Source organism: Kitasatospora sp. NPDC005748, from assembly GCF_040630735.1.
In the GTDB taxonomy this organism is placed as follows: domain Bacteria; phylum Actinomycetota; class Actinomycetes; order Streptomycetales; family Streptomycetaceae; genus Kitasatospora.
The window spans coordinates 15,945-40,843 of sequence record NZ_JBEXYD010000014.1; the positions used below are offsets into that span (position 1 = coordinate 15,945).

Sequence of the window (24,899 nt, forward strand, 5' to 3'; positions counted from 1 at the left end):
ACCCGCTGCCGACCAGGGCGCCGAACGGCTACCCGTACTGCGTGAGCGCTTCCTCCGACCCCGACGGTGACGGGTGGGGCTGGGAGAACAGCGCCTCCTGCGTGGTCCGCGGCGGCCGGGCCGACACCGGCAGTACCCCGTCCCCGCTGCCGACCAGGGCGCCGAACGGCTACCCGTACTGCGTGAGCGCTTCCTCCGACCCCGACGGTGACGGGTGGGGCTGGGAGAACAGCGCCTCGTGCGTGGTCCGCGGCGGCCGGGCCGACCTCTGACCGGCCGCCGTTGGTCCGCGCGCGGCGACTCCGGGCGGCAGGTCGAGCTTCCGGAACGGGCGCCCGGCCGGGGCGGGGACGCCTGGGCGCGCGGGGCCGTTCAGGCGGCGATCGTCAGGTCCGCGCGGCCGAACAGCAGTGCGTAGCCGCGGGGCAGGTGGGTGAGGAGGCGGTCGGTGAGCCGGTCGTCGGCGAGGTCGCCGAGGGCGGCCAGGACGGAGGAGGTGTCCCAGCGGGCGGCGGTGAGGCTGGTGCCCAGGTTGCGGGCGACGGCTTCGACGAAGGCGGGGGCGGTGACCGGTTCGGGAAGGGGGATCTGGGCGGCGAAGAGGGCGCGGGCCCGCTCGGGAAGCGCCGCGGCGAGGTCGCAGCGTTCCTCGCCGGTGAGCTGGGAGCCGAGGACGGTGAGGACCGCGGTGAGGACGCGCTCGGCTTCCTCGTCGGTGGTGTAGCGGCCCAGGGCGCGGACCTGCTGGATCAGGTGGCGGTGCCGGGTCATGACGGTGGCCTTCCGGGGGAGAGGGGCCCGCGCGGTGCGGGACGTGTCATCAGGAGCGGTGCCGTGGTGCGGGGCGGCTGAGGAGGAATCCGTAGCGAGGTCTTCCGGGCCGCCCCGCGGGGGGAGGGGCGGGGCGGCCCGGAACGGCTCCGGGGGTGCGGGTCAGGCCTGGATCTGCTTCGGGGTGCCGCTGTGGCCGATGGCGATCTTGCGGGGCTTGGCCTTCTCGGCGACCGGGATCCTCAGGGTCAGCACGCCCGCGTCGTAGTCGGCGCTGATCCCGGCCGGGTCGAGGGTGTCCGAGAGCATCACCTGGCGGGAGAAGATCCCGAGCGGGCGCTCGGACAGCTCCCACTTCACGTCGTCGCCCTCGGGGCGGGGGCGGCGCTCGGCCTTGACGGTGAGCATGTTCCGCTCGACGTCGATGTCGATCGCGTCCGGGCTCACACCCGGCAGGTCGAAGCACATCACGTACTCGTCGCCGGTGCGGTAGGCGTCCAGCGGCATCGGGGTCGGACGCGACCAGGTGCCGGTCGTGTTCAGGAACTGCTGGGTCAGACGGTCCAGTTCGCGGAACGGGTCGGTGCGCATCAGCATCGCGAAACACCTCCAGAAGGATCAGGGGGCCAGTGCGCTTCACCTGACACCTTTGTAGCGCGTCATCCATCCGATGACAAGCTCTGGCGTCGCCGATAGAGTGACGGCAGCGGCAAGCCCCGGGGACGCTCGTCAGCCGGCCAGCCACCAGCCGGTGCTGTCGGCTGCCAGCAGCACCTCGCCGGGGTGCGCGGTGACCGGTGGTTCGGCCGAGCAGAGCAGGAGGGCGCCGAGTCCGCCGTCGGTGACGCGGACCGGTGCGCCGGTGGTGTTGACGGCGCAGACCACGGCGCCCTGGTCGCTGTCGCGCCGGAACGCGAGCACCCCGGGTGCCAGGTCCAGCCATTCGACGGACCGGCCGGCGCCGAGCGCGGGATGGGTCCGGCGCAGGCGCAGCGCGCTGCGGTACAGCTCCAGGACGGATCGCGGATCGCCGGTCTGCGCCTCGACGCTGAGGTCGGCCCACTCGGGGGGCTGCGGCAGCCAGGAGGGGCCGCCGGGCACGGGGCCGAAGCCGTACGGGGCCCGGGTGCCGGACCAGGGGAGCGGGACCCGGCAGCCGTCGCGCATGCCGTGGCCGCCGTCGGCGCGGTGGAACGCCGGATCCCGGCGGACCTCGTCGGGGATGTCGGTGACCTCGGGGAGGCCCAGCTCCTCGCCCTGGTAGAGGTACGCGGAGCCGGGGAGCGCGAGCATCAGCAGCGCGGCGGCCCGGGCCCGGCGCAGGCCGCGGGCCGGGTCGCCCTGCGCGTACCGGGTGGCGTGCCGGATGACGTCGTGGTTCGAGAGCGTCCAGGTGGTGGGGGCGTCGACGGTGCCCATGGCGGCCAAGGACGTCGTGATCAGTTCGCGCAGCCGGACGTCGTCCCAGGGCGCGTTCATGAACTTGAAGTTGAAGGCCTGGTGGAGCTCGCCGGGGCGGACGTAGCGGGCGGTGCGGTCCAGTGTCCGGGTCCAGGCCTCCGCCACCGCGATCCGCTGGCCCGGGTACTCCTCCAGCAGGCCGCGCCACGACCGGTAGATCTCGTGGACGCCGTCCTGGTCGAAGTACGGTACCGACGTTTCGCCGAGGAGGCCGAGCTGTTCGTAGCGCCCGAGGTCGGGCAGGCCCGGGGCCTTGACCAGGCCGTGCGCGACGTCGACCCGGAATCCGTCCACGCCGAGGTCCAGCCAGAACCGCAGGATGGACCGGAACTCGTCCTGGACGGCGGTGCAGTCCCAGTTGAGGTCGGGCTGTTGGGCGGCGAAGAGGTGCAGGTACCACTCGCCCGGGGTGCCGTCGGGTTCGGTGGTCCTCGTCCAGGCGGGGCCGCCGAACAGGGAGATCCAGTCGTTCGGCGGCTCCTCGCCGCCGGGGCCGCGGCCGGGGCGGAAGTGGAACCGGGACCGCAGCGGGGAGCCGGCGCCCTCGCGCAGTGCCCGCAGGAACCACGGGTGCTGGTCCGAGCAGTGGTTGGGGACCACGTCGACGATCACCCGCAGGCCTAGGGCGTGCGCGTCGGTGATCAGCGCGTCGGCGTCGCCGACCGTGCCGTACACCGGGTCGACGGCACGGTAGTCCGCCACGTCGTAGCCGCCGTCGGCCTGCGGCGAGGTGTAGAACGGCGAGATCCAGAGCGCGTCGACACCCAGCTCCCGCAGGTGGCCCAGACGGTCGCGGATTCCGTTCAGGTCCCCGCAGCCGTCGCCGTCGCTGTCGGCGAAGCTGCGCGGATAGACCTGGTAGATGACGGCGTCCTCCCACCAGTCCGAACGTGTGCGTGCGGGGGCCGGCGCCGTCATGGGTGCGGTCATCTGAGGACTCCTCGGGTGGCGGAGCCTCGATGCTCGCACCGGCCCCAAGCCTCTGCAAGAGATTGCTGCAAGTTTCTGAAGATCCTTGCCATATCTGGCTATCAACTGTTTAACTCTGGCCCGTTACCGCAGTTGACGACACGTCCGGTCAGGGACCGGCCGATCCGAGGAGTGTTGTGGCGGAGCAGACAGCATGGGCCGGGCCCGGGGTGCGGGCCGACGACGGGGGCTTCGCGCTCCGTGCACCGGAGGGGACTTCGTACCGCGTCGACCTCACCGACGGCGTGTTCGCACCGGGGAACCCGCTGCTGGCCGAGTACTGCGAAGGGCGCCGGGTGATCGCCTTCCTCGGCCCGTCCGTGGACCGGCTCTACGGCGAACAGCTACGCCGCTACCTGGCCGAGCGTCTGGCGCCGGGCAGTTGGAGCGTGGTGGTGATCGGCGGCGGCGAGGCACAGAAGACCATGGACTCCGTCGAGCGGATCTGCGCGGAGGCCAAGGCCGCCGGGCTGGACCGGCGCGGCGTGATGATCGCCGTCGGCGGCGGCGTCACCTGCGACACGGTGGGCTTCGCGGCGGCCGTCTACTGCCGGGGCGTGCGCTACATCAAGGTCAACACCACCCTGGTGGGCCAGGTCGACGTCGGCGTCGGCGTCAAGACCGGGGTCAACGCCCTCGGCACCAAGAACATGCTCGGGTCGTACCACCCGGCGCACGCGTCGATCAACGATCCGGCCTTCCTCCGGACCTTGCCCGCGCGCCAGATCCGTTGCGGGCTGGGGGAGATCGCCAAGATGGCGATCATCAAGGACGCGCAGCTGTTCCGCGCCCTGGAGGAGTGCCCGGAGGTCTTCCGGCAGCCCTGCCCGCCCCCCTCGTGGCTGTCCGCCGACGGTGGGCGCGGCGTCGAGGACTACGTACTGCGCACCTCCATGGCGCTGATGATGGAGGAGCTCTGCCCGAACCTCCGCGAGCACGACCTGGCGCGGCTGGTCGACTTCGGGCACACCTTCGGGCCGGTGATCGAGACGGCCAGCGACTACCGGATCGCCCACGGCGAGTCGGTGGCCGTCGACATGGCGATCTCCAGCGAACTCGCCCGCGTGCTCGGCGTGATCGGCGCCGAGGACTGCGAGCGGATCGTCCGCCTGATCTCCCGCCTCGGCCTTCCGGTGCACGACCCGCAGACCTGCACGCCCGAGCTGATGCAGCGGGCCCTGAGAGCGTCCTGGGAGCGGCGCGGGCGCCGGCTGCACCTGGTGGTGCCCGACGGCATCGGCTCCGCGGTCTTCGTCGACGACCTGGAGGACATCCCGGCCACCGCGCTGGAGGAGGCGCTGGACGCCCTGGCCGTCCGCCCGGGAACCCTCCCCGGTCCGCTCGCCGTCGCGCACTGAACCCGGCCCGCCGACGGACGCCCCGTCCGCCCCGTCCGTCCCGTCCCCGACAGGAGCCCGCACCGAGATGAGTCCCGCCGAACCGCCGCCGGCCCGTGGTGTGACCCGCAGCCGGGTGTCCAACCTGCACGAGGGCCTGCTCCGAGGGGTGAACGCCGACCACGGGGGTGCCGGCACGATCCTCGCCCACCGGGCCTACCACGGCGAGAGCGCCCCGGCCCCCGTCGCCTTCATCGACCTGGTGGTGCTGCCGCCCCGCACCTCGATCGGCCTGCACCGCCACGCCGACGACGAGGAGACCTACGTGATCCTGTCCGGCCGGGGCCTGATGACCCTCGACGGCGAGGAGTTCGAGGTCCGGGCCGGGGACGTCGTCCCCAACCGCGCGTACGGCGAGCACGGCCTCGCCAACGCCTCGGACGAGGACCTCCAGCTGCTGGTCTTCGAGGTCGGCCCGATGGGCGGCGCCCGGTGACCGGCCCGCGCCAGAGCGAGCTGCTGGCCCGGGAGGCCGTCCGCCTCGCGCCGGGAGCCTCGGAGGAGTCCGCCCTCGGGCGCCGGGTGTTCGTCGAGGGCAGCGGCGCCGTCCTCACCGACCTCGACGGCGACCAGTACATCGACCTCGCCGCCGGAACCCTCACCCAGTCGCTCGGCCACTGCCACCCCGAGGTGGTCGCGGCGCTCACCGAGCAGGCCGGCCGGCTCTGGAACGTCCACGACTTCGCCACCGCCGACCGGGCCGAGCTGTGCGAGCTGCTCGCCCGCCTGCTGCCCGAACAGCTCGACACCTACGGCTTCTTCTCGACCGGGGCCGAGGTCGTCGAGGCCGCGCTGCGCGCCGTGCAGGCCGTCGCCGACCCCGGCCGCAACCGGATCGGCGCGCTGCGCCACGGCTTCCACGGCAAGACCCAGGGCGCCCGGATGCTGGTGCACTGGGACATCGGCAACCAGGCCCACGCGGGCAACAGCATCCTCGGCTACTCGCCGTACTGCTACCGCTGCCCGCTCGAACTGGAGTACCCCTCCTGCGGGGTGCGGTGCGCCTCGCTGGTCCGGCGGCACATCACCGAGAAGTCCAACGTGTCGGCGCTGGTCTTCGAGCCGGTGCTCGGCGCGGCCGGAGTCATCGTGCCGCCGCCCGGCTACTGGGAGCAGATCGCCGACAGCGCCCGGCAGAACGGGGTCATGCTGGTCGCCGACGAAGTCCTCACCGGCGGCGGTCGCACCGGCAGCTTCCTGGCGAGCGAGCGCTTCGGCGTCCAGCCCGACCTGGTCGCCCTCTCCAAGGGCATGGCCTCGGGCTTCCCGTTCGCCGTCCTGGCCGGACGCGCGGAGGTGCTGCGCCACCCGCGGGCGGCCGGGGCCGGATCCACCGCCTCCACCTACGCCAACAACCCGCTGGGCATCGCCGCCGCGAAGGCCACCCTGCAGGTGGTGGCCCGCGACACCCTGATCGAGAACGTCCGTACCCTCGGCGCGCTGCTCGACGACCGCCTGGCCGAACTCAAGTCCCGGTTCGCGGTCCTCGGCGACGTCCGGGGACTCGGACTGCTGCACGGGCTGGAGTTCGTCCGCAGCCGGGAGAGCCGGGAGCCCGCGCCCGAGATCGCCCGCGCCGTCTACCTCGCCGCCCTCGACCTCGGACTGCGCACCTCGCTCGGCGGGCACATCATCCGGCTCGCCCCGCCGTTCACCATCGACCGGGCGCTCCTGGAGGAGGGCATCACCCTGCTCGGGCGCGCCCTGGAGCAGGTCACGGAGGCCGGCCGGTGATCGTCGCGGAGAACCTGGTCAAGGAGTTCAAGGTCTACGAGCGCAGGCCCGGTCTGCTCGGCAGCCTCGGCACGCTGTTCAGCCGGGAGCACCGCCTGGTGCGCGCCGTCTCCGGGGTCTCCTTCGAGATCCCGGCCGGCGCCAGGGCCGCCTACATCGGCGCCAACGGGGCGGGCAAGTCCACCACCGTCAAGATGCTGACCGGGATCATGAACCCGACCTCCGGCCGCTGCCTGGTGGCCGGCCTGGAGCCGTACCGGGAGCGCCGCCGCAACGCCGCCAACATCGGCGTGGTGTTCGGCCAGCGGAGCCAGCTCTGGTGGGACCTCCCGGTCCCGGACTCCTTCCGGATCCTGCGCCGCATCCACGAGATCCCCGCCCCGGTCTACCGGCGCAACATGGCGCTCTACCGCGAGCTGCTCGACCTCGACGCCCTCGGCAGCACTCCCGTGCGGCAGCTGAGCCTCGGCCAGCGGATGCGCGCCGAGGTGGCCGCGAGCCTGCTGCACGATCCGGCCGTCGTGTTCCTCGACGAGCCGACCGTCGGTCTGGACCTGGTCCTGAAGGAGGCCGTGCGCGAACTGGTCAACCGGGTCAACACCGAACTCGGCACCACCGTCATGCTCACCAGCCACGACATCGGCGACATCACCTCGATCTGCGACCAGGTCCTGGTCGTCAACCGGGGCGAGGTGGTGCACCAGGGCACCGTGCACGAGCTACTGCGCGCCGCCGACACGCGGGCGGTCGTCTTCGAGCACCAGGGCTGGCCCGCGCCGGCCCAGGCGATCGCGATGATCGAGGACAGGCTGCCGGGCGTGACCGCCGGGCCGGTCGAGGGCGGACGGATCCGGGTCGAGTACCCGACCCGGCACTCGTCCGCCCGGGAGGTGATGGGCTTCCTGCTGGAGCACTTCGACGTGACCGACTGCGTCGCCCCCGAGCCCGACCTCGAAACGGTGCTCCGCCGGATCTACACCGGCCGGGCCGAGCCCCGGGAGGCGCTGCTGTGACGGCCTCCGCCACCTGGCACTGCCGCACCCCGCTCGCCGTCACCTGGCGCCGCTACACCCCGTTCGCCGCCGCCAGCCTGCAGGGCCTGCTGCAGTACCGCTCGACCTTCGTGATCAACGCGGTCACCGCGACCACGGCCGTCGGCCTCCAGGTCTTCCTCTGGCGCGCGGTGTACGCGGGCCGCACCGGCGGCCTGCCCGGCGGGTACGACCTGCCCGAGCTGACCACGTACGTGCTGCTCGCCCAGATGCTGGCGCTGCTCCAGGCCAGCCGGGTGGACGAGGAGGTGGCCGGGGAGGTCCAGCGCGGCGACATCGCGGTCTCGCTGCTGCGCCCGGTCAGCTACCCGCTGGCGCGGTTCGCCGCCGGCCTGCCGGTCTCCCTGGTCAACGCCGGGACGGTCGCCGTCCCGGTGGTGCTGCTGTACGCGCTGCTGCTGCCGCTGTCCGCGCCGAGCTGGGCGGGCGGGCTGCTGTTCGCGCTGTCCGCCGGGCTCTCGCTGGTGATCGGGTTCGGGATGAACCTGCTGGTCGGCCTGGCCGGCTTCGTCACCACCAACATCTGGGGCGTGCGGATCGTCAAGGACAGCGTGGTCGCGTTCTTCGCCGGCCAGGTCGTGCCGCTCGCCCTGATGCCGGGGCCGCTGGCCGCCGTCGCGCACCTGCTGCCGTTCCAGGCCCTGGTCGACGGACCGCTGCGGCTGCTGCTCGGCCACTACCGGGGGCCCGCCGAGGCCGCCGGGATCCTGGCCGGTCAGGCCGGCTGGGCCGTCGGCCTGACCGCCCTGGCCGCCCTCGCCTGGCGCGGGGCCGTCCGCAGGGTGGAGGTGCTGGGCGGATGAGCGCGTTCACCACCGCGGCCCGCTACACCCGGCTGACCTGGTACCTCAGCGCCGTCAGCCTGCACCGGCTGACCGAGTACCGGATGGACTTCGCCCTCGGGGCGGGCGGCCTGCTGCTCCGGGTGGGCGGCCAGCTCGCCGTGGTCGGGATGGTATTCCGGCAGGTCCCGGTGATCGCGGGATGGAACTTCCACCAGGTGCTGTTCCTGCTGGGGTTCTCGCTCCTCCCGCGCGGCCTGGACCGGCTGTTCACCGACCAACTGTGGATCCTGGCACGGCGCCTGGTGCAGTCCGGCGAGTTCTACCGGTACCTGATCCGGCCGGTCCACCCGCTGTACGCGCTGCTGTCCGAACGCTTCCTCTACCCCGACGGCTTCGGCGAGCTGGTCACCGGCGTGGCCATCACCTGGTACGCCGCCGACCAGCTGGACCTCGGCCCGAGCGCCGGCCGGCTGCTGCTCGTCCCGCTGCTGGTGCTGTGCGGCGCCCTGATCCTCGCCTCGATCAAGACGGCGTTCGCCGCGCTGTCCTTCTGGACCACCAACAGCTTCCCGGCCCTGTACGCCGCCAACCAGCTGGGCGACTTCGCCGGCTACCCCCTCGACCTGTACCACCCCTCCCTGCGGTGGCTGCTCACCTGGCTGCTGCCCTACGCCTTCACCGCCTACGCCCCCGCGTCCTACCTGCTCTTCGGAGCGACGGACCTGCTGCGCTGGCTGCCGGTGGTGACCGCCGCCCTGGCGGCACTCGCCCTGCTGGTGTGGCACCGGGGCGTCGACCGCTACGAGATGACCGGGAGCTGAACATGGACACCCTGCTGCTCGGCAGCCTTCCGCCGGCCACGGTCGACCTCCTGCGCCGGGCCTCCTGGATCGACGAGACCGGCCGCCGCGCCGGGCGGTTCGAACTCCTGGACCAGGCCACGCTGGAGACCGTCCGCCTGCTGATCGTCGCCCCCGCCGGCGAGCGCACCGGCCGCTGGTTCGTGCCCGTCATGGACGACGACCCCGGCCGGGGCGCCGACCGCACCCCCGAGTACGACGAACTGGTCGTCCGGGCCCTGCGGAACGGCCTGCGGCTGCCCACCGCCCGGGGCAACCTGATCGAGTTCCGCGGCGACCCCGCCGAGTACCGCGGCCGGCTGCCGTTCGACCCGGGCTGGTCCTCCAACGCGCTCTCGCTGCTCGACCTCGGCGGCGCCGCGCACGCCCACAAGACGTACCGGCGGATCGGCGTCGGCACCCGCGAGCCCGAGCTGCTCCGCCTGATGGCACCGGGCGGCCGGACCCAGCAGCCGGCTGGTGACTACGCCTACGTGGAGACCGCCACCGGCCGCCGGGAGCCGCTCGGCGTGCTCTACCGCTACGTCGACGGCGACGGCCTGAACGTTCCGCTGAGCGCCGCGATCCGCGCCATGTGGCCCCTCCTGCACGCCGGCGCCGACCCGGAGGACGCCGTCGCCGACTCCCAGCGCGCCCTGGCCGGGCCGCTGCGCGCGACCGGCCGGTTCCTGCACGAGTTCCACCGGGACCTGGCCGAACGGCTCGGCCCGCACCCGGAGTTCCCGGCGAGCGACTTCCTGGCCGAGACCGCCGGGCGGACCGCCGCGCTGCGCCCGCTGATCCTCGACGACGACCGCTTCCCCGTCGCCGTCCGGCAGGCCGCCGCCGCCGGTCTCGACCGCGAGCTGGCGCGGATCGCCGCCCTGCCGCCGCGGCCCTGGCCGGCCGGCCCCTGCCACGGCGACCTGCACCTGTCCCACCTGCTGCGCCGCGAGCGCGCGGACGGCAGCTGGGAGCTGTGCGTGATCGACCTCTCCACCCCGGCGGCCGACCCGGCCGACCCGTCCACCGCGCAGTCGCCCTGGCAGGACCTCGCCGCCCTGCAACGCGGCCTGGAGATCTTCACCGCCGACGAGCTGGCCGACCACGCGGCCCGGACGCTCCGGACGGACCCCGAGGACACCTGCCGGACGGCGCTGCTGCTCGCCGCCGGCGCGGCGCCGGACACCCCCGGCTGGACCCCCCGGCACGTCGCCGAGCTGGCCCGGCTCACGTCCGCCGCCCGGCTCTGGGCGGCCCGCACCGGCGACCTGCTGATCACCGACGGCCGGCCGCTGGCCGGCCACCCCGCCTGGCGGCTGCTGCGGCTGCGCCGGCTCGTCCACGAACTCGACTACGCGTACGCCCACGACCGCGCCTACCACGCGGCGATCAACCTGCGGCACGCCGTGGAGGCCGCCCGACTCCCCGCCTCCGCGGCGAAGGACTGACACCCGTGCACATCATCGAGACCTACTTCGAGTGCGGCGGCTTCGACCACCGCCTCATCCAGGGCGGCACCTCCGTCTACCTCTGGAACCTCTCCAAGGCGCTGGCCGACCGCGGCCACCGCGTCTCCATCGTCACCCCGGCCCACGGTCGGCTGGACGACCTGCGGCGCCTCCACGACCTGGAGACCCTGGACTACCGGGACGAGTACGAGCTGCCCCTCGTCCTCGACCCGCAGACCTGGGGCGAGCGCTTCCCCGCCGAGGTGCGGATCCCGCTGACCACCACCGCGCACCTGCTGCGCCTGGACGGCGTCGACCTCTACTTCCTCTCCAACCGGCTGCTCGACGAACTGCCCGACCGGTTCTACCCGCCCTACCAGAGCAAGGGCCACGACCTGGTCTTCTTCAAACCGCTCGCCTACCAGGTGGACAGCATCCGCTTCGTGCGCGAGCGGTTCGCCGAGGAGAAGGCCGTCCTGCACGCCCACGAGCCGTACTACCACTACCTGATGCCCGCGGCGTTCCGCCACGACCCGGACAAGCTGGTGGTGGGCACCGTGCAGAGCAACATGCCGATCACCAAGAAGGTCTACCGTCCCAAGGTGGAACGGCTGCTGGAGTTCCTCGGCGCCGGGGTCGAGCTGCCCGCCGAGGACGCCGGACACCCGCTCACCGAGCACGAGCAGGTGATGAGCGGCTACCAGCAACTCACGCACCTGCACTACGAGTACGGCCCGGGGCACGTCCGGGTGTACGACCTGGTGGCCGACCACGCCGACCTGGTCGACTTCCTCTCACCTGGCCACCTGGACTTCTACACCGACTTCGCCGACACCCCCTTCGAACAGCTCTTCACCCGGCTGCCGATCCACGACACGGTGCGCCGCAACGCCCACAAGAGCTTCGTCGGCGGCTGCGCCGTCGGCGACACCTGGACCACCGGCGAGCCGCCCGCCGTCGACCGGGCCGCCGTGCTGGGCGGGCTCGGGCTCGACCCCGCCCGGCCGACCTTCTTCCACAACGCGCGCTACGCGGTGAACCACAAGGGGCAGGTCGAACTGTTCCGCGCCGTCGACCGGGTCCTGAACGAGGGCCTGGACGCCAACTTCGTGCTGCGCTGCATCAGCGACTCCGGGATCGACGACCCCTACGTCCACGACGTGGTGCGACGCCACGAGGGCCGCGTGCACCTGGAGTGGCAGCGCGTCGACGAGCGGCGGATCGTCGAGTACGCGGCGTCCTCGGACTTCTGCCTCTTCCCGTCCAAGTTCGAGATGGACACCTTCCTGATCGCCCAGGGCGAGGCGATGGCCGCGGGCGCGGTGCCGATCGCCACCGCCCAGCGCGGCATGGCGCACTTCGGACACGTCGCCGACCCGCTGGCCGGCCCCGAGGCCGAGCGGGCCACCGGCTTCGCCGTCAACCGCTCGTTCGCCGAGGACGACCCCCTGCTCGCCGACGCCCTCGCCCGGCGCATCCACCAGGCCGCGGCACTGCTGCGCGAGCGGCCGGAGGAGTACCGCCGGCTGCGCGCCAACGCGGTCGCCAACGCCCGGCGGTTCACCTGGAGTCACGCCGCCGACCTGCACGTGGCGGCCTTCACCCCGCTCTGGGAGGGACGCTCGCCGGAGCTGGGCCTGGACCGCGTGCTCCGGCACGGCTGGTTCGACCTGCTGCCGGACGAGGCGTACGAGAGCGACCGGGCCGCCGTGGCCGAGGCCGCCGCCCGGCTCGGCGACGCCGAGGCCCACCGGCGCTGCCACCAACCGGACCCGGCGACCGACCGCGCCCTGTTCGAAGCGGCCTGGGCCCGCGCCGACTTCGTCCGCTGCGAGCCGACCGCGGACCGCGACCCGGCGCTGCGCGCCAGGCTGGACGGGCGCTGCACCGTCGAGGACGGCTCGGTCGTCTACCGGCTGCCGCACGCCGAGCGGGTCGAACTGGTCCGGCTCGCCCCGCCGGGACCGGGCCGCCGACAGGTGATCGTGCACCAGCTCGACCGCAGCGGCGACGTGTTCACCTGCCCGCTGCCGGCCCCCGGCGAGGACCTGCACTTCCTGCTCACCCTCACCACCGGCCGCGCGACCTGGGACGTGATCCGACATGGCTGACTCCGTGCGCACCGTCCTGCTGGCCGGCGGCGAGGGCCGCCGGATGGGCCGGCTCGGCCACGGCCGGCTCAAGCCGCTGGTGCCCTTCGGCGGCGCCTGCCGCCTGATCGACTTCTCGCTCGCCAACGCCGCCGCCTCCGGCCTGGGCGAGGTGCTGCTGCTCTCCCAGTACGAGGAGAAGCAGCTGATGGACGACCTGCACCGGACGTGGTGGCGCCCCGGCTTCCGGGTGCACTTCGGCCCCTACGACCGGGCCTACCGCGACGGCGGGGCGAGCGCGCTCGTCCGCCCCGACGGGCCGCCGGAGCGGGGCACCGCGGACGCCCTGATCCGCAAGGCCCGCTACGTCTTCGGCCCCGGCACCAGCGAGGTGCTGGTGCTGCACGCGGACCACGTCTACCGCTTCGACTACCGCCCGCTGATCGAGCGGCACCGCCGCACCGGCGCCGCGCTCACCGTGGCCTACCAGCGGATCGAACGCCGCTTCGTCCACCTCTTCGGAATGGTCGAGTTCGACGCCGCCGGGCGGCTGACCGGCTTCGTGGAGAAGCCCGCCGAGCCGACCAGCGACCTGGTGTTCGCCGCCTTCTGCGTCTTCGACGCGACGGTGCTGCACCGCTACCTGGAGCACCTCGACGGCACCGACTGGCAGCACGACATCAGCCGCGACGTCATCCCCGCCATGCTCGCCGGGGGCGAGCGGATCCTCGGTCACGAAGTCCCCGGGCACTGGGAGGACATCGGCACCGTCGAGCGCTACCACCGGGCCCACCTGGCCATGGTGGGGGACGGCCCGACCCTGCCCCTCGACCGGCTGCCGCTCACGGTCCGGCCCGCGACGGCGCGCGGCCTGGTCGTCCGCGCGCCGGGCGTCGAGCGCAGCGTGGTGCCCGCCGACCTGGCCAACCACGGCCGGATCGAGCACAGCGTCGCCTTCCCGGGCGTGCGGATCGGCGCCGGGGCGGTGGTGCGCCGCAGCGTCCTGCTGCCCGGCGCGAGCGTGCCCGCGGGAGCCGAGATCGACTCGGCGGTCGTCCTGGAGGACGGCTACGTGCAGCCCATGGAGTACGCCCGGGGAGGGGCCCGTGTCTGAGTCCGCCTTCACCGTCGCCGACCTCGGCGGAACCACCCTGCGGATCGCCCGCTACGACACCGCCACCGACGCGCTCACCGACATCCGCCGCACCCCCACCGAGGGCATGGACCGGCACCCCGGCGCGCCGGTGCCCGAACTGCAGGACCGGATCGTCGCGCAACTGTCCGAACTGGCCGGCCGGGCCGTGCGGCGCCACCGCAGCAGCGCCCTGGCGCTCGCCTTCGCGGGCCCCGTCACGGCCGACGGCCGCGTGATGACCGCACCCACCGTCTGGGGCGGCCGCGGCGAACCCCTGCCGCTGCGCCTGCTGCTGGAGGAGCGGCTCGGCCTCCCGGTCGTCGTCGTCAACGACCTGACGGCCGCCGTCTGGCGGTACGTCGCCACCGAGGGCCGGCAGCCGTTCTGCCTGATCACGGTGAGCTCCGGGATCGGCAGCAAGGTCTACCGCGCCGGAGAGGTGCTGCTCGACCCCGAGGGGCACGGCGGCGAGCTCGGCCACTGGACGAGCGACCCGTCCCCGCGGGCACCGCGCTGCGACTGCGGCGGACGCGGCCACCTCGGCGCCATCGCCTCGGGCCGCGGCATGCAGGCCGCCGCCCGCCGCGCGGCCCTCGCCGACCCGGCCGGCTACGCCGGCTCCCGGCTCGCGCAGGACGCGCCCGACCCCGCGCGGCTCGACAACCGCGCCCTGGTCGCCGCCGTCCGCGCCGGCGACGCGTTCGCCACCGCCGTGCTGCGGGGCGGCCTCGCCCACCTCGCCTCCGCGATCACCTCCGTCTTCGCCTCGATCGGCGTACGGCGCTACGTCCTGATGGGCGGCTTCGCCCTGGCCGTCGGCCCGCGCTTCGTCGAACTGCTCACCGAGGAGCTCCGACGGCTCGGCTGCTTCGGCCTGAGCGCCGAGGAGATCGGCCGGATGGTCGTCCTCGGCGAGCCGGACGACGACCACGGGCTGATCGGCGCCGGCCGGCTGCTCACCGCCCGCGGCACCGCCCGGCAGGCGGTGGCCGCCCGGTGACCCGCACCCTGATCGTCGGCAGCGGCTTCGTCGGACGCGCCGTCGCCACCCGGCTGGCCGCCTCCGGCGACCGCCCCGTGCTGGCCTCCCGGCACCCGCTCACCGCCCCGCCCGCCCCCTGGGTGGCGCTCGACGCGGCCGACGCCCGGTCCTGCGCCCGGGTGGTGGAGCAGGTCCGCCCCGACCGGCTGGTGCTCGTGCACGGCCCCTCCGACGTGACCTGGTGCGAGGCCAACCCCGAACGCGCCGCCGACCTGCACACGGCCGCGGCGGCCAACCTCACGGCCGCCGCACCCGGCTGCCGGACGGTGCTGATCTCCACCGACAACGTCTTCGACGGCAGCTCGCCGGCCAATGACGAGAACGCGCCCACCACCCCCGCGAACGCCTACGGCCGGGCCAAGCTGCGGGCCGAGCGGATCGTCGGACGCACACCCGGCGCCACCGTGCTGCGGGTCAGCCTGATCTACGGCTGGGAGCCGGCCGACGCGGGGAAGTGGCTCAACTTCTTCTCGGCCTGCGCCCACAGCCTGCGCCGGGGCGAGCCGGTGGAGGCCCCGGACGACCAGTGGACGACACCCGTCCTGGTCGAGGACGTCGCCGCCGTCACCGCCGCCGCGCTGGCCGGCGCGGCGCCCCCGCTGCTGCACCTGGGCGGCCCCGACCGGATCTCCCGGGCGGCCTGGGCCGAGGCCGTCGCCGACGGCCTCGGCGTGCCCCGCTCGCTGGTCCGCAAGGTGCCCAAGGCCGCCGGCCGCTACGCCAGCCGCCCCACCAACACCTGCCTGACCAGCGACCGGCTGGCCGGCTTCCTGGCCGCCCACGGCCTGCGGGTGCGCGGAGTCGCCGAGGGCACCCGAGCCCTGCTGGAGGACAACCCGTGATCCGCACCGTCCGCTCCCGCGAGGTCTACCGCAATCCGTGGATGACCGTCCGCGAGGACGACATCGAACGGGCCGACGGCAGCGCCGGCCGGTACGGGGTGGTCGACAAACCCGACTACGCCCTGGTCGTCCCCCGCCAGGACGGCCGGGTGCACCTGGTGGAGCAGTACCGCTACCCGGCCGGCGGCCGGTACTGGGAGTTCCCGCAGGGCTCCTGGCCCGAGGGCCACCGCGGCGAGGCCCCGCTCGACCTGGCCCGCGCCGAACTGCGCGAGGAGACCGGCCTGCGGGCCGCCCGGATGACCTACCTGGGCCGGCTGCACGTCGCCTACGGCTACTCCAGCCAGGGCTGCCACGTCTTCCTGGCGGAACAGCTGACGGCGGGGGAGCCGGAGCGGGAGGCCTCCGAGGCGGACATGGTCCAGCGCTGGGCCGATCCGGAGGAATGGCGCGCCCTCGTCCGGTCCGGACGGATCACCGACGCCGCCACCCTGGCCGCGCACACCCTGCTCACGCTGCACGCCCCCGGCGAGGCCTGAGACAGCACGACCGACGCGACGACAGAGAGGACCCGGCGGTGCACATCGTCAAATTCGCCTTCGAGAGCGTGGGCTTCGACATCCGCCTCATGCGTGGCGGCCTCGCCTCACTGGTGTGGAACCTGGCCCGCGAGTTCGCCGACCAGGGTCACCGCGTCTCCGTGATCACCCCGGCGCACGGCTGCCTCGAACACCTCAGGGCCCACTACGAGCTGGAGGAACTGGACCACGTCGACCGGCACACCGTGCCGCTGGTACTCGACCGCGCCGTCTGGCCCGGCCACCCCGCCGAGCTCGAACTCCGGCTCACCACCCGCGCCCACCGGCTCCGGCACGAGGGCGTCGACATCTACTTCCTGTCCGACGAGTACCTCGACCTGCTGCCCGAGCGGATCTACCCGGCCCGCACGAGCGAGGGCCACGACCTGGCCTTCTTCAAGCCGCTCGTCTTCCAGGTCTCCGGCCTGCGCTTCCTGCGCGCCCACCTCGACCTGGGCGCGGAGCCCGCGGTGGTGCAGGCCTACGAGCCCTACTACCACTACCTGCTGCCGCCGGTGCTGCGCACCGACCCGCGCTTCCTGGTGGTCAGCACCCTGGCCAGCAACATGCCGATCAACCAGCAGGTCCACCGGCCGCAGCTGGAGCGGCTGCTGGAACTGTTCGACACCGACGCCGACCTGGACGCGCTCGCCGACCCGCCGGCCACCGGCCGGCTCGCCGCGGCGATGACCTCCCAACTGCCCAGCACCCACCTGGCCGACCGCCCCACCGCCGACGGCATCGGCTACTACGCGCTCGTCGCCGCCAACTGCGACCTGCTGGACTTCCTCACCCCCGGTCAGCTGGACTTCTACTCCACCTTCCGGGACACGCCCTTCGAACGCGCCTTCCAGGACCTGACCGTCGCGCGGATCGTCCGGGAGTCGGCGGCCCGCCAGTTCGTCGGCGGCTGCGCCGTGCCCGACGGCTGGCTGGCCCGCGACCCGGCCGGGGCCGACCGCGCGCGACTGCTCACCGCCCGCGGGCTGGACCCGGCCCTGCCGACCTTCTACCACGTGGCCCGTTTCTCCGTGCACCACAAGGGGCAGGTCGAACTGTTCCGGGCGATCGACGCCGTGCTCGCCGTCGACCCGGACATCAACTTCGTCGTCCGCTGCGCCGTCGCGGCCGGCGGGGACGGCGTGGTCAGCCCGGTCGGCGACCCCTTCTTCGAGGAGGTCGCGAACCGTCACCCCGGGCGGGTCCGGCTGGACTGGTCCATGGCCGGTGAGGACGTGCTCCACCGGGAGGCCGTGGCGGCCGACTTCTGCCTCTTCCCGTCCAAGTTCGAGCTGGACTCCTTCCTGATCGCCCAGGGACAGCTGATGGCCTGCGGCGCGGTGCCGATCGGCACCGCACAGGAGGTCACCACCCACTACCGGCACCAGCTGCCGCGCGAACACCCGGACGCCACCGGCTTCGCCGTCCCCCGCTCGTTCACCGAGGACGACCCGCTGCTCGCCGCCGCCCTGACGGACCGGATCCTGGAGGCCGCCCGGATCCACCGCGAGGACCCGGCCGAGTACCGCCGCCTCTCCGACAACTCCCGTGCGCTCGCCCGCCGATTCACCTGGCGCAAGGCCGCCACCACCCGGCTGGCGACCTTCGCGGCCGCCGCCGCCGGAGTCCTGCCCGGACTGACGCCGGAGCGGGCCGCCGGGTACGGCTGGTTCGAGAGCCTGGCCGACACCGACTGGGTCACCCACCGGCGCGAGATCGCCGAATCGGCGCTCGGCCGCGGTGACCTGGCGAACTACCGCAGATGTGTGCCGGCGGTGGACCGGACCGCGCTGGAGCAGCTGTTCGCCGCCGCGTACGCCAGGGCCGACTTCGCCCGCTGCGCCGAACTCGCCGTCCTCCTGGACGACCCGGGCCGAACCGCCCTCGTGGACGGGCGCTGCCTGGTCGAGCCGGTCGGCGACGGCCTGCGGATCGACTACCGCCTGCCGCACGCCGAGAGCGTGCTGCTCGTACTGCCGACCGGCGAGCACCGGCTGGCCGGGGCCGAGGGGCACTTCACCACCGTGCTGCGGGAGCGGCCGCAGGGGCCGCTGGTCCTCCTGCTGCGGCTGCGCGACGGCCGCTCCGCCTGGGACGAGTGCCCGCTGGAAACCCCCCGGCGGGTCACGCCGGTCGGCGCCGGACTGGAGAGGGACTGACCCATGACCGCACCCACCTGCCGCCGTCCGCCGCCCTTCGGGGTGGTCGCCACCGACCTGGACGGGACGCTACTGCGCGGCGACCTCAGCCTCTCCGCCCGGACGCGGGCCGCGCTCGCGCGGGCCGAGGCGTCCGGCGCCCTCCACCTGGTGGTCACCGGCCGGGCAGCGGCCGGCTGCCGGACCCTGCTGGAACGACTCGACTACCGGGGACTGGCGGTCTGCGGCCAGGGCGCCCAGCTCTACGACGTCGGCGCCGACCGGCTGCTGTCCTCGCAGGGCCTGCACGGTCCGACCGTGCGACCCCTGGTCGCGCGCATCGCCGAGCAGGCGGGGCCGCTGCGACTCGCGGTGGTGACCGCCGGCCTGACCGGGGACTTCCTGGTCACACCGGGGTTCGAGAGCCGCCTGCGGCACGGCTGGCGGCTGGCCGAGAGCCCGGACGACCTCTGGGCGCGGCCCGTGGACAAGGTGCTGATCCGGCACGACCACCTGGGCGACGACGAGCTCGCCGCGCTGGCCCGACGGGTCTGCGCGGACGAGGTCGCCGTCACCCACTCCGGCGAGGGGCTGGTGGAGCTGCTCCCCGCCGGAGTCAGCAAGGCGAGCGGACTGGCCGCCGCGGCCGCCCTGCTCGGCTTCACCCCCGCCGACACCATCGCGTTCGGCGACATGCCCAACGACATCCCGATGATCGAGTGGGCCGGATACGGAGTCGCCATGGGCAACGCCCACGCCGAACTCCGGCGCCGCGCGGACGAAACGGCCCCCAGCAACGAGGAGGACGGGGTCGCGGTGGTGCTCGAACGGTTCTTCCCGCCCGACGCCGGTCGATCCGCCGCCGACCGGCCCGCCGCCGCCCCATCCACCACCCACCGACGGGAGAGTCCGACCGATGTCGCCCACGCGTGAGCTGTCCGAACTGGCCGAACTGCACGGCGTCTCCACCCACTGGACCACCGACGTCGGCCGACGGATCGAGACCTCCCCGGACACGCTGCGGGCCGTGCTGGCCGCCCTGGGCGTCGACGCCGCCACCGGCGGCTCCGTCCGGGCGGCCCTCTCCGAGCGCCGGCGCGCCCTCGCCGAACGCCTGCTCCCGCCCAGCGTCGTGCTCCGCTCCGGACGCCCGCGCGCCGACCTGCGGACACCGCCCCGCACCGACCTGCTGGTCGAGACGGAGGACGGCCGGACCAGGCCCGTCCGCGACCTCGGCACGGACCTCGCCGAACTCCCGGTCGGCCGCCACACCCTCCACGCCGAGCGGGCCGGCCGGCGGGAGGCCGCCCCGCTGCTGGTCGCGCCCACCCGGCTGGCCGGTCCCGCCGGGCGCGGCTGGGGATTCCTGGCCCAGCTCTACTCGGTGCTCTCCGCGCGCTCCTGGGGCATGGGCGACCTCGGCGACCTGGCCGACCTGGGCCGCTGGGCCGGCGCCCTCGGCGCCGACTTCGTCCAGCTCAACCCGCTCCACGCGTACGTGCCCGGCCCGCTGCCCGACCCGTCCCCGTACCGGCCCAGCAGCCGGCGCTACCCCGACCCGATGAACCTGCGCATCGAGGCGGTACCCGAGTACGCGGCCCTGTCACCCGCCGACCGGGCCGCCGTCGAGGAGCTGGCCGCGAGCGGGGGCCGGCTGCGCGAGGCCGTCCTCACCGGCGCACTGATCGACCGGGCGGCCGTCCGCGACCTCAAGTTCCGCGCCCTGGAACTCCTCCACCGGGTACCGCTCGACGCGGCCCGGCAGGCCGCCTACCGGCGGTACACCGACACGGAGGGTCCGGGGCTGACCGACTTCGCGACCTGGTGCGCCCTCGCCGAGGTGCACGGCACCCGGTGGCGGTCATGGCCCGCCGGGCTGCGCAGCCCCGACGGGCCCGACGTCGCCGGCGCCCGGCGCGAGCTGGCCGGCCGGATCGAGTTCCACCGCAGGGTCGCCTGGCTGGTCGACGAACAGCTCGGCGAGGCGCAGCGGGCCGCGACCGGGGCGGGCATGGCCATCGGGCTGATGCACGACCTGGCGGTCGGCGTCGATCCCGAGGGCGCGGACGCCTGGAGCCTGCGGCGCTACCTCGCCGAGGGCATGACGGTCGGCTGCCCGGCCGACGACTTCAACCCGCACGGCCAGGACTGGGGTCTGCCGCCCTGGCGGCCCGACACGCTCGCCGAGGCCGGGTACGCGCCGTTCGCCGAGGTGCTGCGCGGCACGCTGCACCGCTCCGGCGCACTGCGGCTGGACCACATCATGGGGCTGTTCCGGCTCTGGTGGGTACCCGCCGGGGCGCGGGCCGCCGAGGGCGCCTACGTCCGGTACGACCACGAGGCGATGCTGGGCGTGCTCGCCCTGGAGGCGCACCGGGCCGGCAGCATGGTGATCGGCGAGGACCTGGGCACCGTCGAGCGCGGAGTCCGCGAGGAGCTGACGGACCGGGGGATCCTCGGTACGTCCGTGCTTCGCTTCGAGTACCTCGGGGGCTCGGAACAGCGCTCCGGTCCGCTCCCGCCCGAGGAGTGGCGCGACGGCTGCCTGGCCACCCTCACCACCCACGACCTGCCCAGCACCGCCGCCTGGCTGGACGGTGACCACGTCGGCCTGCACGAGAAGCTCGGCCTGCTCGCCGAACCGGTGGAGCAGGCCGCGGCCGCGGCGGCGGCCGAGAGCGCCGGCTGGCTCGCCGAGGCGGAGCGGGCCGGCGCACTCGGCGCACCCGGCCCGCGGACCGGGGAGGTTCCGGGCCCGGAGGTGCCGAGCCGGGAGGTGCTCGGCCTGCACCGGTTCCTCGCGCTCACCCCGGCGAAGCTGCTGGGCGTCTGGCTGCCCGACACGGTGGGGGACCGCCGCCCGCAGAACCTGCCCGGCACGGTCGACGAGTACCCCAACTGGCGGCTGCCCATAGCCGATCCGGCCGGCCGGCCGCTCACCCTGGAGGAGCTGGCCGTCCTGCCGGGTCCCCGTGCCGTCGCCGAGGTCTACCGGGACCTGCCGGCCGCCCCGTGACGTCCGGGGCGGCCCCGCGTTCGACCGGGTGACGGCTCACGCCGGAGCCGTCCGCGGGACCCTGCCCGTCCGCCGCACCGCCCCGCCGACCCGCCCGCCGGGGGAGCGGCCCACCACCGGGTGGGGGCCCACGGCCACCGCCACCCGGACCCTACGTCCGAGAGGAACACCCATGAGCACCGAGACAGACGTCCTCGTCCTGGGAGGCGCCGGTGTCGACACGATCGTGTACGTGCCCGAGCTGCCGCTCCCGTTCGCCGACAGCTACATGGTGCCCAGGATCGAGATGCGGGCAGGCCAGACCGGCGACTTCGTCGCCCTCGGCCTGAGCGCGCTGGGCCTGCGCACCCACCACCTCGACATGATCGGCGCCGACCACGCGGGCGACCTGATCCGGGCCCTGCACCGCGACCGGGGGATCCCGCTCACCGAGGTCCCGCTGCCGGGCGGCACCAAGCGCGCCGTCAACCTGGTCGGCCCCGACGGGCGGCGCCTGTCGCTCTACGACGACAGCCGCTCGCACGAGGCGGACCGGCTGCCCGAGGAGACCGTCCGGGCGCTGGCCGCGGTGAGCCGCCACGCGCACGTCTCGATCACCTATCCCTGCGCCTTCGCCCTGCCGCTGCTGCGCGAGGCCGGCCTGACCCTCTCCACCGACCTGCACAACTGGGACGGCACCAACCCCTACCACGAGCCGTTCGCCCACGAGGCCGACGTCGTGTTCGTGTCCACCACCGCCCTGGCGGACCCCGAGCGGACCATGCGGCAGATCGCCGAACGCGGCCGGGCCCGGGTGGTCGTCGCCACCGCCGGCGCCGAAGGCGCGTACCTGCTCGTCGACGGGGAGATCACCCACGTGCCGGTCGTCACCCCGCCCGCACCGGTGATCGACTCCAACGGCGCGGGCGACGCCTTCGCGTCGGGCTTCCTGCTCGGCTGGCTGTCCGGTGAGCCGGCGGCGCGCTGCGCCCGGTACGGCGCGATCGCCGGAGCCTTCGCCTGCACCGTGCCGGCGACCGGCACCGACTCCATCGGCCGGGACGCACTCCTCGCCCGCCTCGCCGAACTCGACGCCGCGGCAGCGGGAGCGGGCGCGTGACGGGCACACCGGCCGGCTACGACGTGATCGTCCTCGGCGGGGGAGTGGCCGGCTGCGTGCTGGCGGCCCGTCTGAGCGAGGACCCGGACCGCACCGTCTGCCTGGTCGAGGCCGGTCCCGACTTCGGCCCCGACCGGCAGGACTGGCCGGCGAAGGTGCTGAACGCCCGCGCCCTGCCGCGCGAGGAGGTGTGGGAGCGGCACGCCCCGGCGCACCGCATCCGCGCCCGCGTCCTCGGCGGCTCCTCCTGCATCAACGGCTGTTGGAACACCTGGGGATCCGAGGCCGACCACGCCGAGTGGGCCCGGACCGGCGGTCCGCGCTGGACGGCCGCGGCGCTGGAGCCGTACCGCCTCGCGGCGGTCGAACAGATGGGCCTGCGCCGGGTACCGGAGCGCGAGTTCTCACCGTGGAGCCGCGCCGCCCTGGCGGCGGCCGCGGAACTCGGCTTCCGGGAGGTGGACATGGGCACCCCGGGCGGGCCCGGTTACGGCACGCCCCTGCTCAACGCCTTCGACGGAGTGCGCCACAACGCCGCCTTCGCCTACCTGGACGCGGCACGCGCGAGGCCGAACCTGACCGTCCTCGCCGGAGCCGCCGTGGACCGGCTGGACATCGGGGACGGCCGGGTCCGCGGCGTCCGCGTCGACATCGGCGGCCGGCACGAGACCCTCGTCGCCGACGCCTACCTGCTGGCCTGCGGCACCTTCGGCTCGCCCGCGGTGCTGATGCGCAGCGGGGTCGGCCCGGCGGACCACCTGCGGACGGTCGGCGTCCGCCCCGAGATCGACCTCCCCGGGGTCGGATCGAACCTCACCGACCAGCCCGGCGTCTTCGTGCCGCTGGCCCCGACCGACGAGCTGAACGCGGCGCTCGCCGCGAAGGAGGCCGATGGCGACCTGTACGTCAGCCGGATGCTGGTCCGGGCGGCCGGCGAACTCTGCCCGGACGACTCCTGGGACCTCCACATCCTGCCCGTCGCCGGCCCGCCGCTGTTCGGCAAGCTCCCGCCGGGCCGGTACGAGGCGGGCATCTCCGCCTTCGTCATGAAACCGACCTCGCGCGGCACCGTGCGGCTGGCGTCCGCCGACCCCGCCGCAGCCCCCGAGATCGACCCCGGCTTCCTCACCGACGAAGGCGGCCACGACCTCGCCGTCCTGCGCTCGGGCCTGGAGATCGTCGAGCGGATGGCCGCGACGGCAGCCCTGAAGCCACTGGCCGGTCCGGTCCGGGGCCACCCCGCCCGGGACCTGTCCGACCAGGACCTGCGCGGTCGGCTCGGCACCTACTGGCACCCCGTCGGCACCTGCGCCATGGGAGCGCCGGACGACCCCCTGGCGGTGGTCGACGGCGAGGCCCGGGTACGCGGCGTGGCGAACCTGCGGATCGTCGACGCCTCCGTCCTGCCGACCGTCCCGGCGGCGAACACCCAGCTTCCGGTGCTCGCCGTCGCGGAGATGCTGGCGGACCTGATCGGAGGAGCGGCATGACCGGGGCCACCGCCGACCGCGTCCTGTACGGATGCATGGGCCTCGGCGGCAGCTGGGACGACAGCCCGTACACGGCGACGGACATCGACCACGCCGAGGCGGCGGTCGGCGCCGCGCTGGACGCCGGGATCACCGCCTTCGACCACGCCGACATCTACCGGTACGGCAAGTCCGAGGCGGTCTTCGGCGAGGTGCTCGCCCGCACCCCCGGCCTGCGGGAGCGCATCACCCTGCAGACCAAGTGCGGCATCAGGCTCCCCGAAGGCGGGCGGCCGGGCCACTACGACCTGCGGGGGCCGAGCATCCTCCGACGGGTGGAGGAGAGCCTGACCCGGCTGCGCACCGACAGCCTCGACGTGCTGCTGCTGCACCGGCCCGACCCGCTGGCCGGCCCGGAGGAGATCGCCGAGGCCCTCGGCTCGCTCCACCGGCAGGGCCTGGTACGGCGGTTCGGCGTGTCCAACATGAGCGCCGCGCAGATCGCCCGGCTCCAGTCGGTGCTCGACGTGCCCCTGGTCGTCAACCAGCTGGAGATGAGCCTGGACCGCCGGGACTGGGTCGAGGCCGGCGTCCTGGTCAACACCTCCGCCGCCGCCTCGAACGGCTTCCCGCACGGGACGGTCGAGTACTGCGCCGCCCACGGGATCCGGCTCCAGGCCTGGGGCGCCCTGGCCCGGGGCCGCTTCACCGGCAGCGAGCCGACGCCGGCCGGTGAACTCGTCGGCAGGCTCGCCGAGCGCAGGGCGACGACGCCGGAGACGATCGTGCTGTGGTGGCTCCAGCGCCACCCGGCCGGCATCGCGCCGGTCATCGGCACCGCCCGCCCCGAACGCATCGCGGCCTGCCGCGACGCCGTGCTGCGCGAGCCGGAGCTCAGCCACGAGGAGTGGTACGAGCTGTGGATCGCCGCCCGCGGCGCCCCGCTGCCCTGATCCGGCGCCGGTCCGGTCCCGCGAGGACGGCGGGTGCGGTGCTCACACCTGCCGTCCTCTCCGCCGTGATGCGGGCGG

22 protein-coding genes are annotated in these 24,899 nt (G+C 74.3%); 19 read left to right on the forward strand and 3 right to left on the reverse strand.

What is annotated here, in order from left to right:
- On the forward strand, positions 1-272 hold a 272-nt coding region (locus ABZ495_RS13635), incomplete at its 5' end, for a carbohydrate-binding domain-containing protein (protein WP_359835808.1).
- 100 nt (positions 273-372) lie between these two features.
- Here ABZ495_RS13635 and ABZ495_RS13640 read toward each other — a convergent pair.
- From ABZ495_RS13640 to ABZ495_RS13650, 3 genes are all read right to left on the reverse strand, one after another.
- On the reverse strand, positions 373-771 hold the full coding sequence (locus ABZ495_RS13640) for a DUF2267 domain-containing protein (protein ID WP_329485298.1): 399 nt from the start codon (positions 769-771) through the stop codon (positions 373-375).
- A gap of 162 nt (positions 772-933) precedes the next feature.
- On the reverse strand, positions 934-1,368 hold the full coding sequence (locus ABZ495_RS13645) for an Hsp20/alpha crystallin family protein (protein WP_359835810.1): 435 nt from the start codon (positions 1,366-1,368) through the stop codon (positions 934-936).
- A gap of 132 nt (positions 1,369-1,500) precedes the next feature.
- A complete protein-coding gene (locus ABZ495_RS13650) occupies positions 1,501-3,162 on the reverse strand; it encodes a glycoside hydrolase family 13 protein (protein WP_359806625.1) in 1,662 nt (553 codons plus the stop codon).
- 176 nt (positions 3,163-3,338) lie between these two features.
- On the opposite strand from ABZ495_RS13650, the gene ABZ495_RS13655 reads away from it, so the two are divergent.
- The 18 genes from ABZ495_RS13655 (at position 3,339) to ABZ495_RS13740 (ending at position 24,821) form a co-directional block, all read left to right on the forward strand.
- Positions 3,339-4,559: a sedoheptulose 7-phosphate cyclase gene (locus ABZ495_RS13655; RefSeq protein ID WP_359835812.1), complete on the forward strand. Its 1,221-nt coding sequence runs from the start codon at positions 3,339-3,341 to the stop codon at positions 4,557-4,559.
- Between the two features lie 67 nt (positions 4,560-4,626).
- Positions 4,627-5,034, forward strand: a complete 408-nt coding sequence (locus tag ABZ495_RS13660) for a cupin domain-containing protein (RefSeq protein WP_329485294.1) — start codon at positions 4,627-4,629, stop codon at positions 5,032-5,034.
- A complete protein-coding gene (locus tag ABZ495_RS13665; protein WP_359835814.1) occupies positions 5,031-6,332 on the forward strand; it encodes an aminotransferase class III-fold pyridoxal phosphate-dependent enzyme in 1,302 nt (433 codons plus the stop codon). The genes ABZ495_RS13660 and ABZ495_RS13665 overlap by 4 nt, the downstream gene beginning before the upstream one ends.
- Positions 6,329-7,345, forward strand: a complete 1,017-nt coding sequence (locus tag ABZ495_RS13670) for an ATP-binding cassette domain-containing protein (RefSeq protein ID WP_359806633.1) — start codon at positions 6,329-6,331, stop codon at positions 7,343-7,345. Before ABZ495_RS13665 ends, ABZ495_RS13670 begins: the two co-directional genes overlap by 4 nt.
- The gene (locus tag ABZ495_RS13675; RefSeq protein ID WP_359835816.1) at positions 7,342-8,187 is read left to right on the forward strand and encodes an ABC-2 family transporter protein; all 846 of its coding nucleotides are present in this window, start codon (positions 7,342-7,344) and stop codon (positions 8,185-8,187) included. Before ABZ495_RS13670 ends, ABZ495_RS13675 begins: the two co-directional genes overlap by 4 nt.
- Positions 8,184-8,990: an ABC-2 family transporter protein gene (locus tag ABZ495_RS13680; RefSeq protein ID WP_329485290.1), complete on the forward strand. Its 807-nt coding sequence runs from the start codon at positions 8,184-8,186 to the stop codon at positions 8,988-8,990. Before ABZ495_RS13675 ends, ABZ495_RS13680 begins: the two co-directional genes overlap by 4 nt.
- A gap of 2 nt (positions 8,991-8,992) precedes the next feature.
- Positions 8,993-10,459 (forward strand): hypothetical protein, encoded by a 1,467-nt coding sequence (locus tag ABZ495_RS13685; RefSeq protein ID WP_359806640.1) that lies wholly within the window; start codon positions 8,993-8,995, stop codon positions 10,457-10,459.
- 5 nt (positions 10,460-10,464) lie between these two features.
- On the forward strand, positions 10,465-12,570 hold the full coding sequence (locus ABZ495_RS13690; RefSeq protein ID WP_359806643.1) for a glycosyltransferase: 2,106 nt from the start codon (positions 10,465-10,467) through the stop codon (positions 12,568-12,570).
- Positions 12,563-13,663, forward strand: a complete 1,101-nt coding sequence (locus tag ABZ495_RS13695; RefSeq protein ID WP_359806645.1) for a sugar phosphate nucleotidyltransferase — start codon at positions 12,563-12,565, stop codon at positions 13,661-13,663. Before ABZ495_RS13690 ends, ABZ495_RS13695 begins: the two co-directional genes overlap by 8 nt.
- Complete coding sequence (locus ABZ495_RS13700) at positions 13,656-14,684, forward strand: ROK family protein (RefSeq protein WP_359806648.1); 1,029 nt, start codon at positions 13,656-13,658, stop codon at positions 14,682-14,684. Before ABZ495_RS13695 ends, ABZ495_RS13700 begins: the two co-directional genes overlap by 8 nt.
- Positions 14,681-15,568 carry a sugar nucleotide-binding protein gene (locus ABZ495_RS13705; RefSeq protein ID WP_359806651.1) on the forward strand — a complete coding sequence of 296 codons (888 nt, stop codon included), beginning with the start codon at positions 14,681-14,683 and terminating at the stop codon, positions 15,566-15,568. The genes ABZ495_RS13700 and ABZ495_RS13705 overlap by 4 nt, the downstream gene beginning before the upstream one ends.
- Positions 15,565-16,107 (forward strand): NUDIX hydrolase, encoded by a 543-nt coding sequence (locus tag ABZ495_RS13710; RefSeq protein ID WP_359806654.1) that lies wholly within the window; start codon positions 15,565-15,567, stop codon positions 16,105-16,107. Before ABZ495_RS13705 ends, ABZ495_RS13710 begins: the two co-directional genes overlap by 4 nt.
- A 38-nt stretch (positions 16,108-16,145) precedes the next feature.
- A complete protein-coding gene (locus ABZ495_RS13715) occupies positions 16,146-18,305 on the forward strand; it encodes a glycogen/starch synthase (protein WP_359835818.1) in 2,160 nt (719 codons plus the stop codon).
- 3 nt (positions 18,306-18,308) lie between these two features.
- On the forward strand, positions 18,309-19,217 hold the full coding sequence (locus ABZ495_RS13720) for a Cof-type HAD-IIB family hydrolase (RefSeq protein ID WP_359806660.1): 909 nt from the start codon (positions 18,309-18,311) through the stop codon (positions 19,215-19,217).
- Positions 19,201-21,300 (forward strand): 4-alpha-glucanotransferase, encoded by a 2,100-nt coding sequence (gene malQ, locus ABZ495_RS13725; protein ID WP_359835820.1) that lies wholly within the window; start codon positions 19,201-19,203, stop codon positions 21,298-21,300. Before ABZ495_RS13720 ends, malQ begins: the two co-directional genes overlap by 17 nt.
- A 172-nt stretch (positions 21,301-21,472) precedes the next feature.
- A complete protein-coding gene (locus tag ABZ495_RS13730; protein ID WP_359806665.1) occupies positions 21,473-22,399 on the forward strand; it encodes an adenosine kinase in 927 nt (308 codons plus the stop codon).
- Positions 22,396-23,889, forward strand: coding sequence for a GMC family oxidoreductase (locus tag ABZ495_RS13735; RefSeq protein WP_359835822.1), 1,494 nt, complete (start codon positions 22,396-22,398; stop codon positions 23,887-23,889). The genes ABZ495_RS13730 and ABZ495_RS13735 overlap by 4 nt, the downstream gene beginning before the upstream one ends.
- Complete coding sequence (locus tag ABZ495_RS13740) at positions 23,886-24,821, forward strand: aldo/keto reductase (RefSeq protein ID WP_359835824.1); 936 nt, start codon at positions 23,886-23,888, stop codon at positions 24,819-24,821. The genes ABZ495_RS13735 and ABZ495_RS13740 overlap by 4 nt, the downstream gene beginning before the upstream one ends.
- Positions 24,822-24,899: the final 78 nt, after the last annotated feature.

Excerpts from the sequence above, each read along its gene's own strand:
- ABZ495_RS13640 (WP_329485298.1), bottom strand. The coding sequence starts at position 771 with ATGACCCGGCACCGCCACCTGATCCAGCAGGTCCGCGCCCTGGGCCGC.
- ABZ495_RS13645 (WP_359835810.1), bottom strand. The coding sequence starts at position 1,368 with ATGCTGATGCGCACCGACCCGTTCCGCGAACTGGACCGTCTGACCCAG.
- ABZ495_RS13650 (WP_359806625.1), bottom strand. The coding sequence starts at position 3,162 with ATGACCGCACCCATGACGGCGCCGGCCCCCGCACGCACACGTTCGGAC.
- ABZ495_RS13660 (WP_329485294.1), top strand. The coding sequence starts at position 4,627 with ATGAGTCCCGCCGAACCGCCGCCGGCCCGTGGTGTGACCCGCAGCCGG.
- ABZ495_RS13680 (WP_329485290.1), top strand. The coding sequence starts at position 8,184 with ATGAGCGCGTTCACCACCGCGGCCCGCTACACCCGGCTGACCTGGTAC.
- ABZ495_RS13685 (WP_359806640.1), top strand. The coding sequence starts at position 8,993 with ATGGACACCCTGCTGCTCGGCAGCCTTCCGCCGGCCACGGTCGACCTC.
- ABZ495_RS13695 (WP_359806645.1), top strand. The coding sequence starts at position 12,563 with ATGGCTGACTCCGTGCGCACCGTCCTGCTGGCCGGCGGCGAGGGCCGC.
- ABZ495_RS13720 (WP_359806660.1), top strand. The coding sequence starts at position 18,309 with ATGACCGCACCCACCTGCCGCCGTCCGCCGCCCTTCGGGGTGGTCGCC.
- malQ (WP_359835820.1), top strand. The coding sequence starts at position 19,201 with ATGTCGCCCACGCGTGAGCTGTCCGAACTGGCCGAACTGCACGGCGTC.
- ABZ495_RS13730 (WP_359806665.1), top strand. The coding sequence starts at position 21,473 with ATGAGCACCGAGACAGACGTCCTCGTCCTGGGAGGCGCCGGTGTCGAC.
- ABZ495_RS13740 (WP_359835824.1), top strand. The coding sequence starts at position 23,886 with ATGACCGGGGCCACCGCCGACCGCGTCCTGTACGGATGCATGGGCCTC.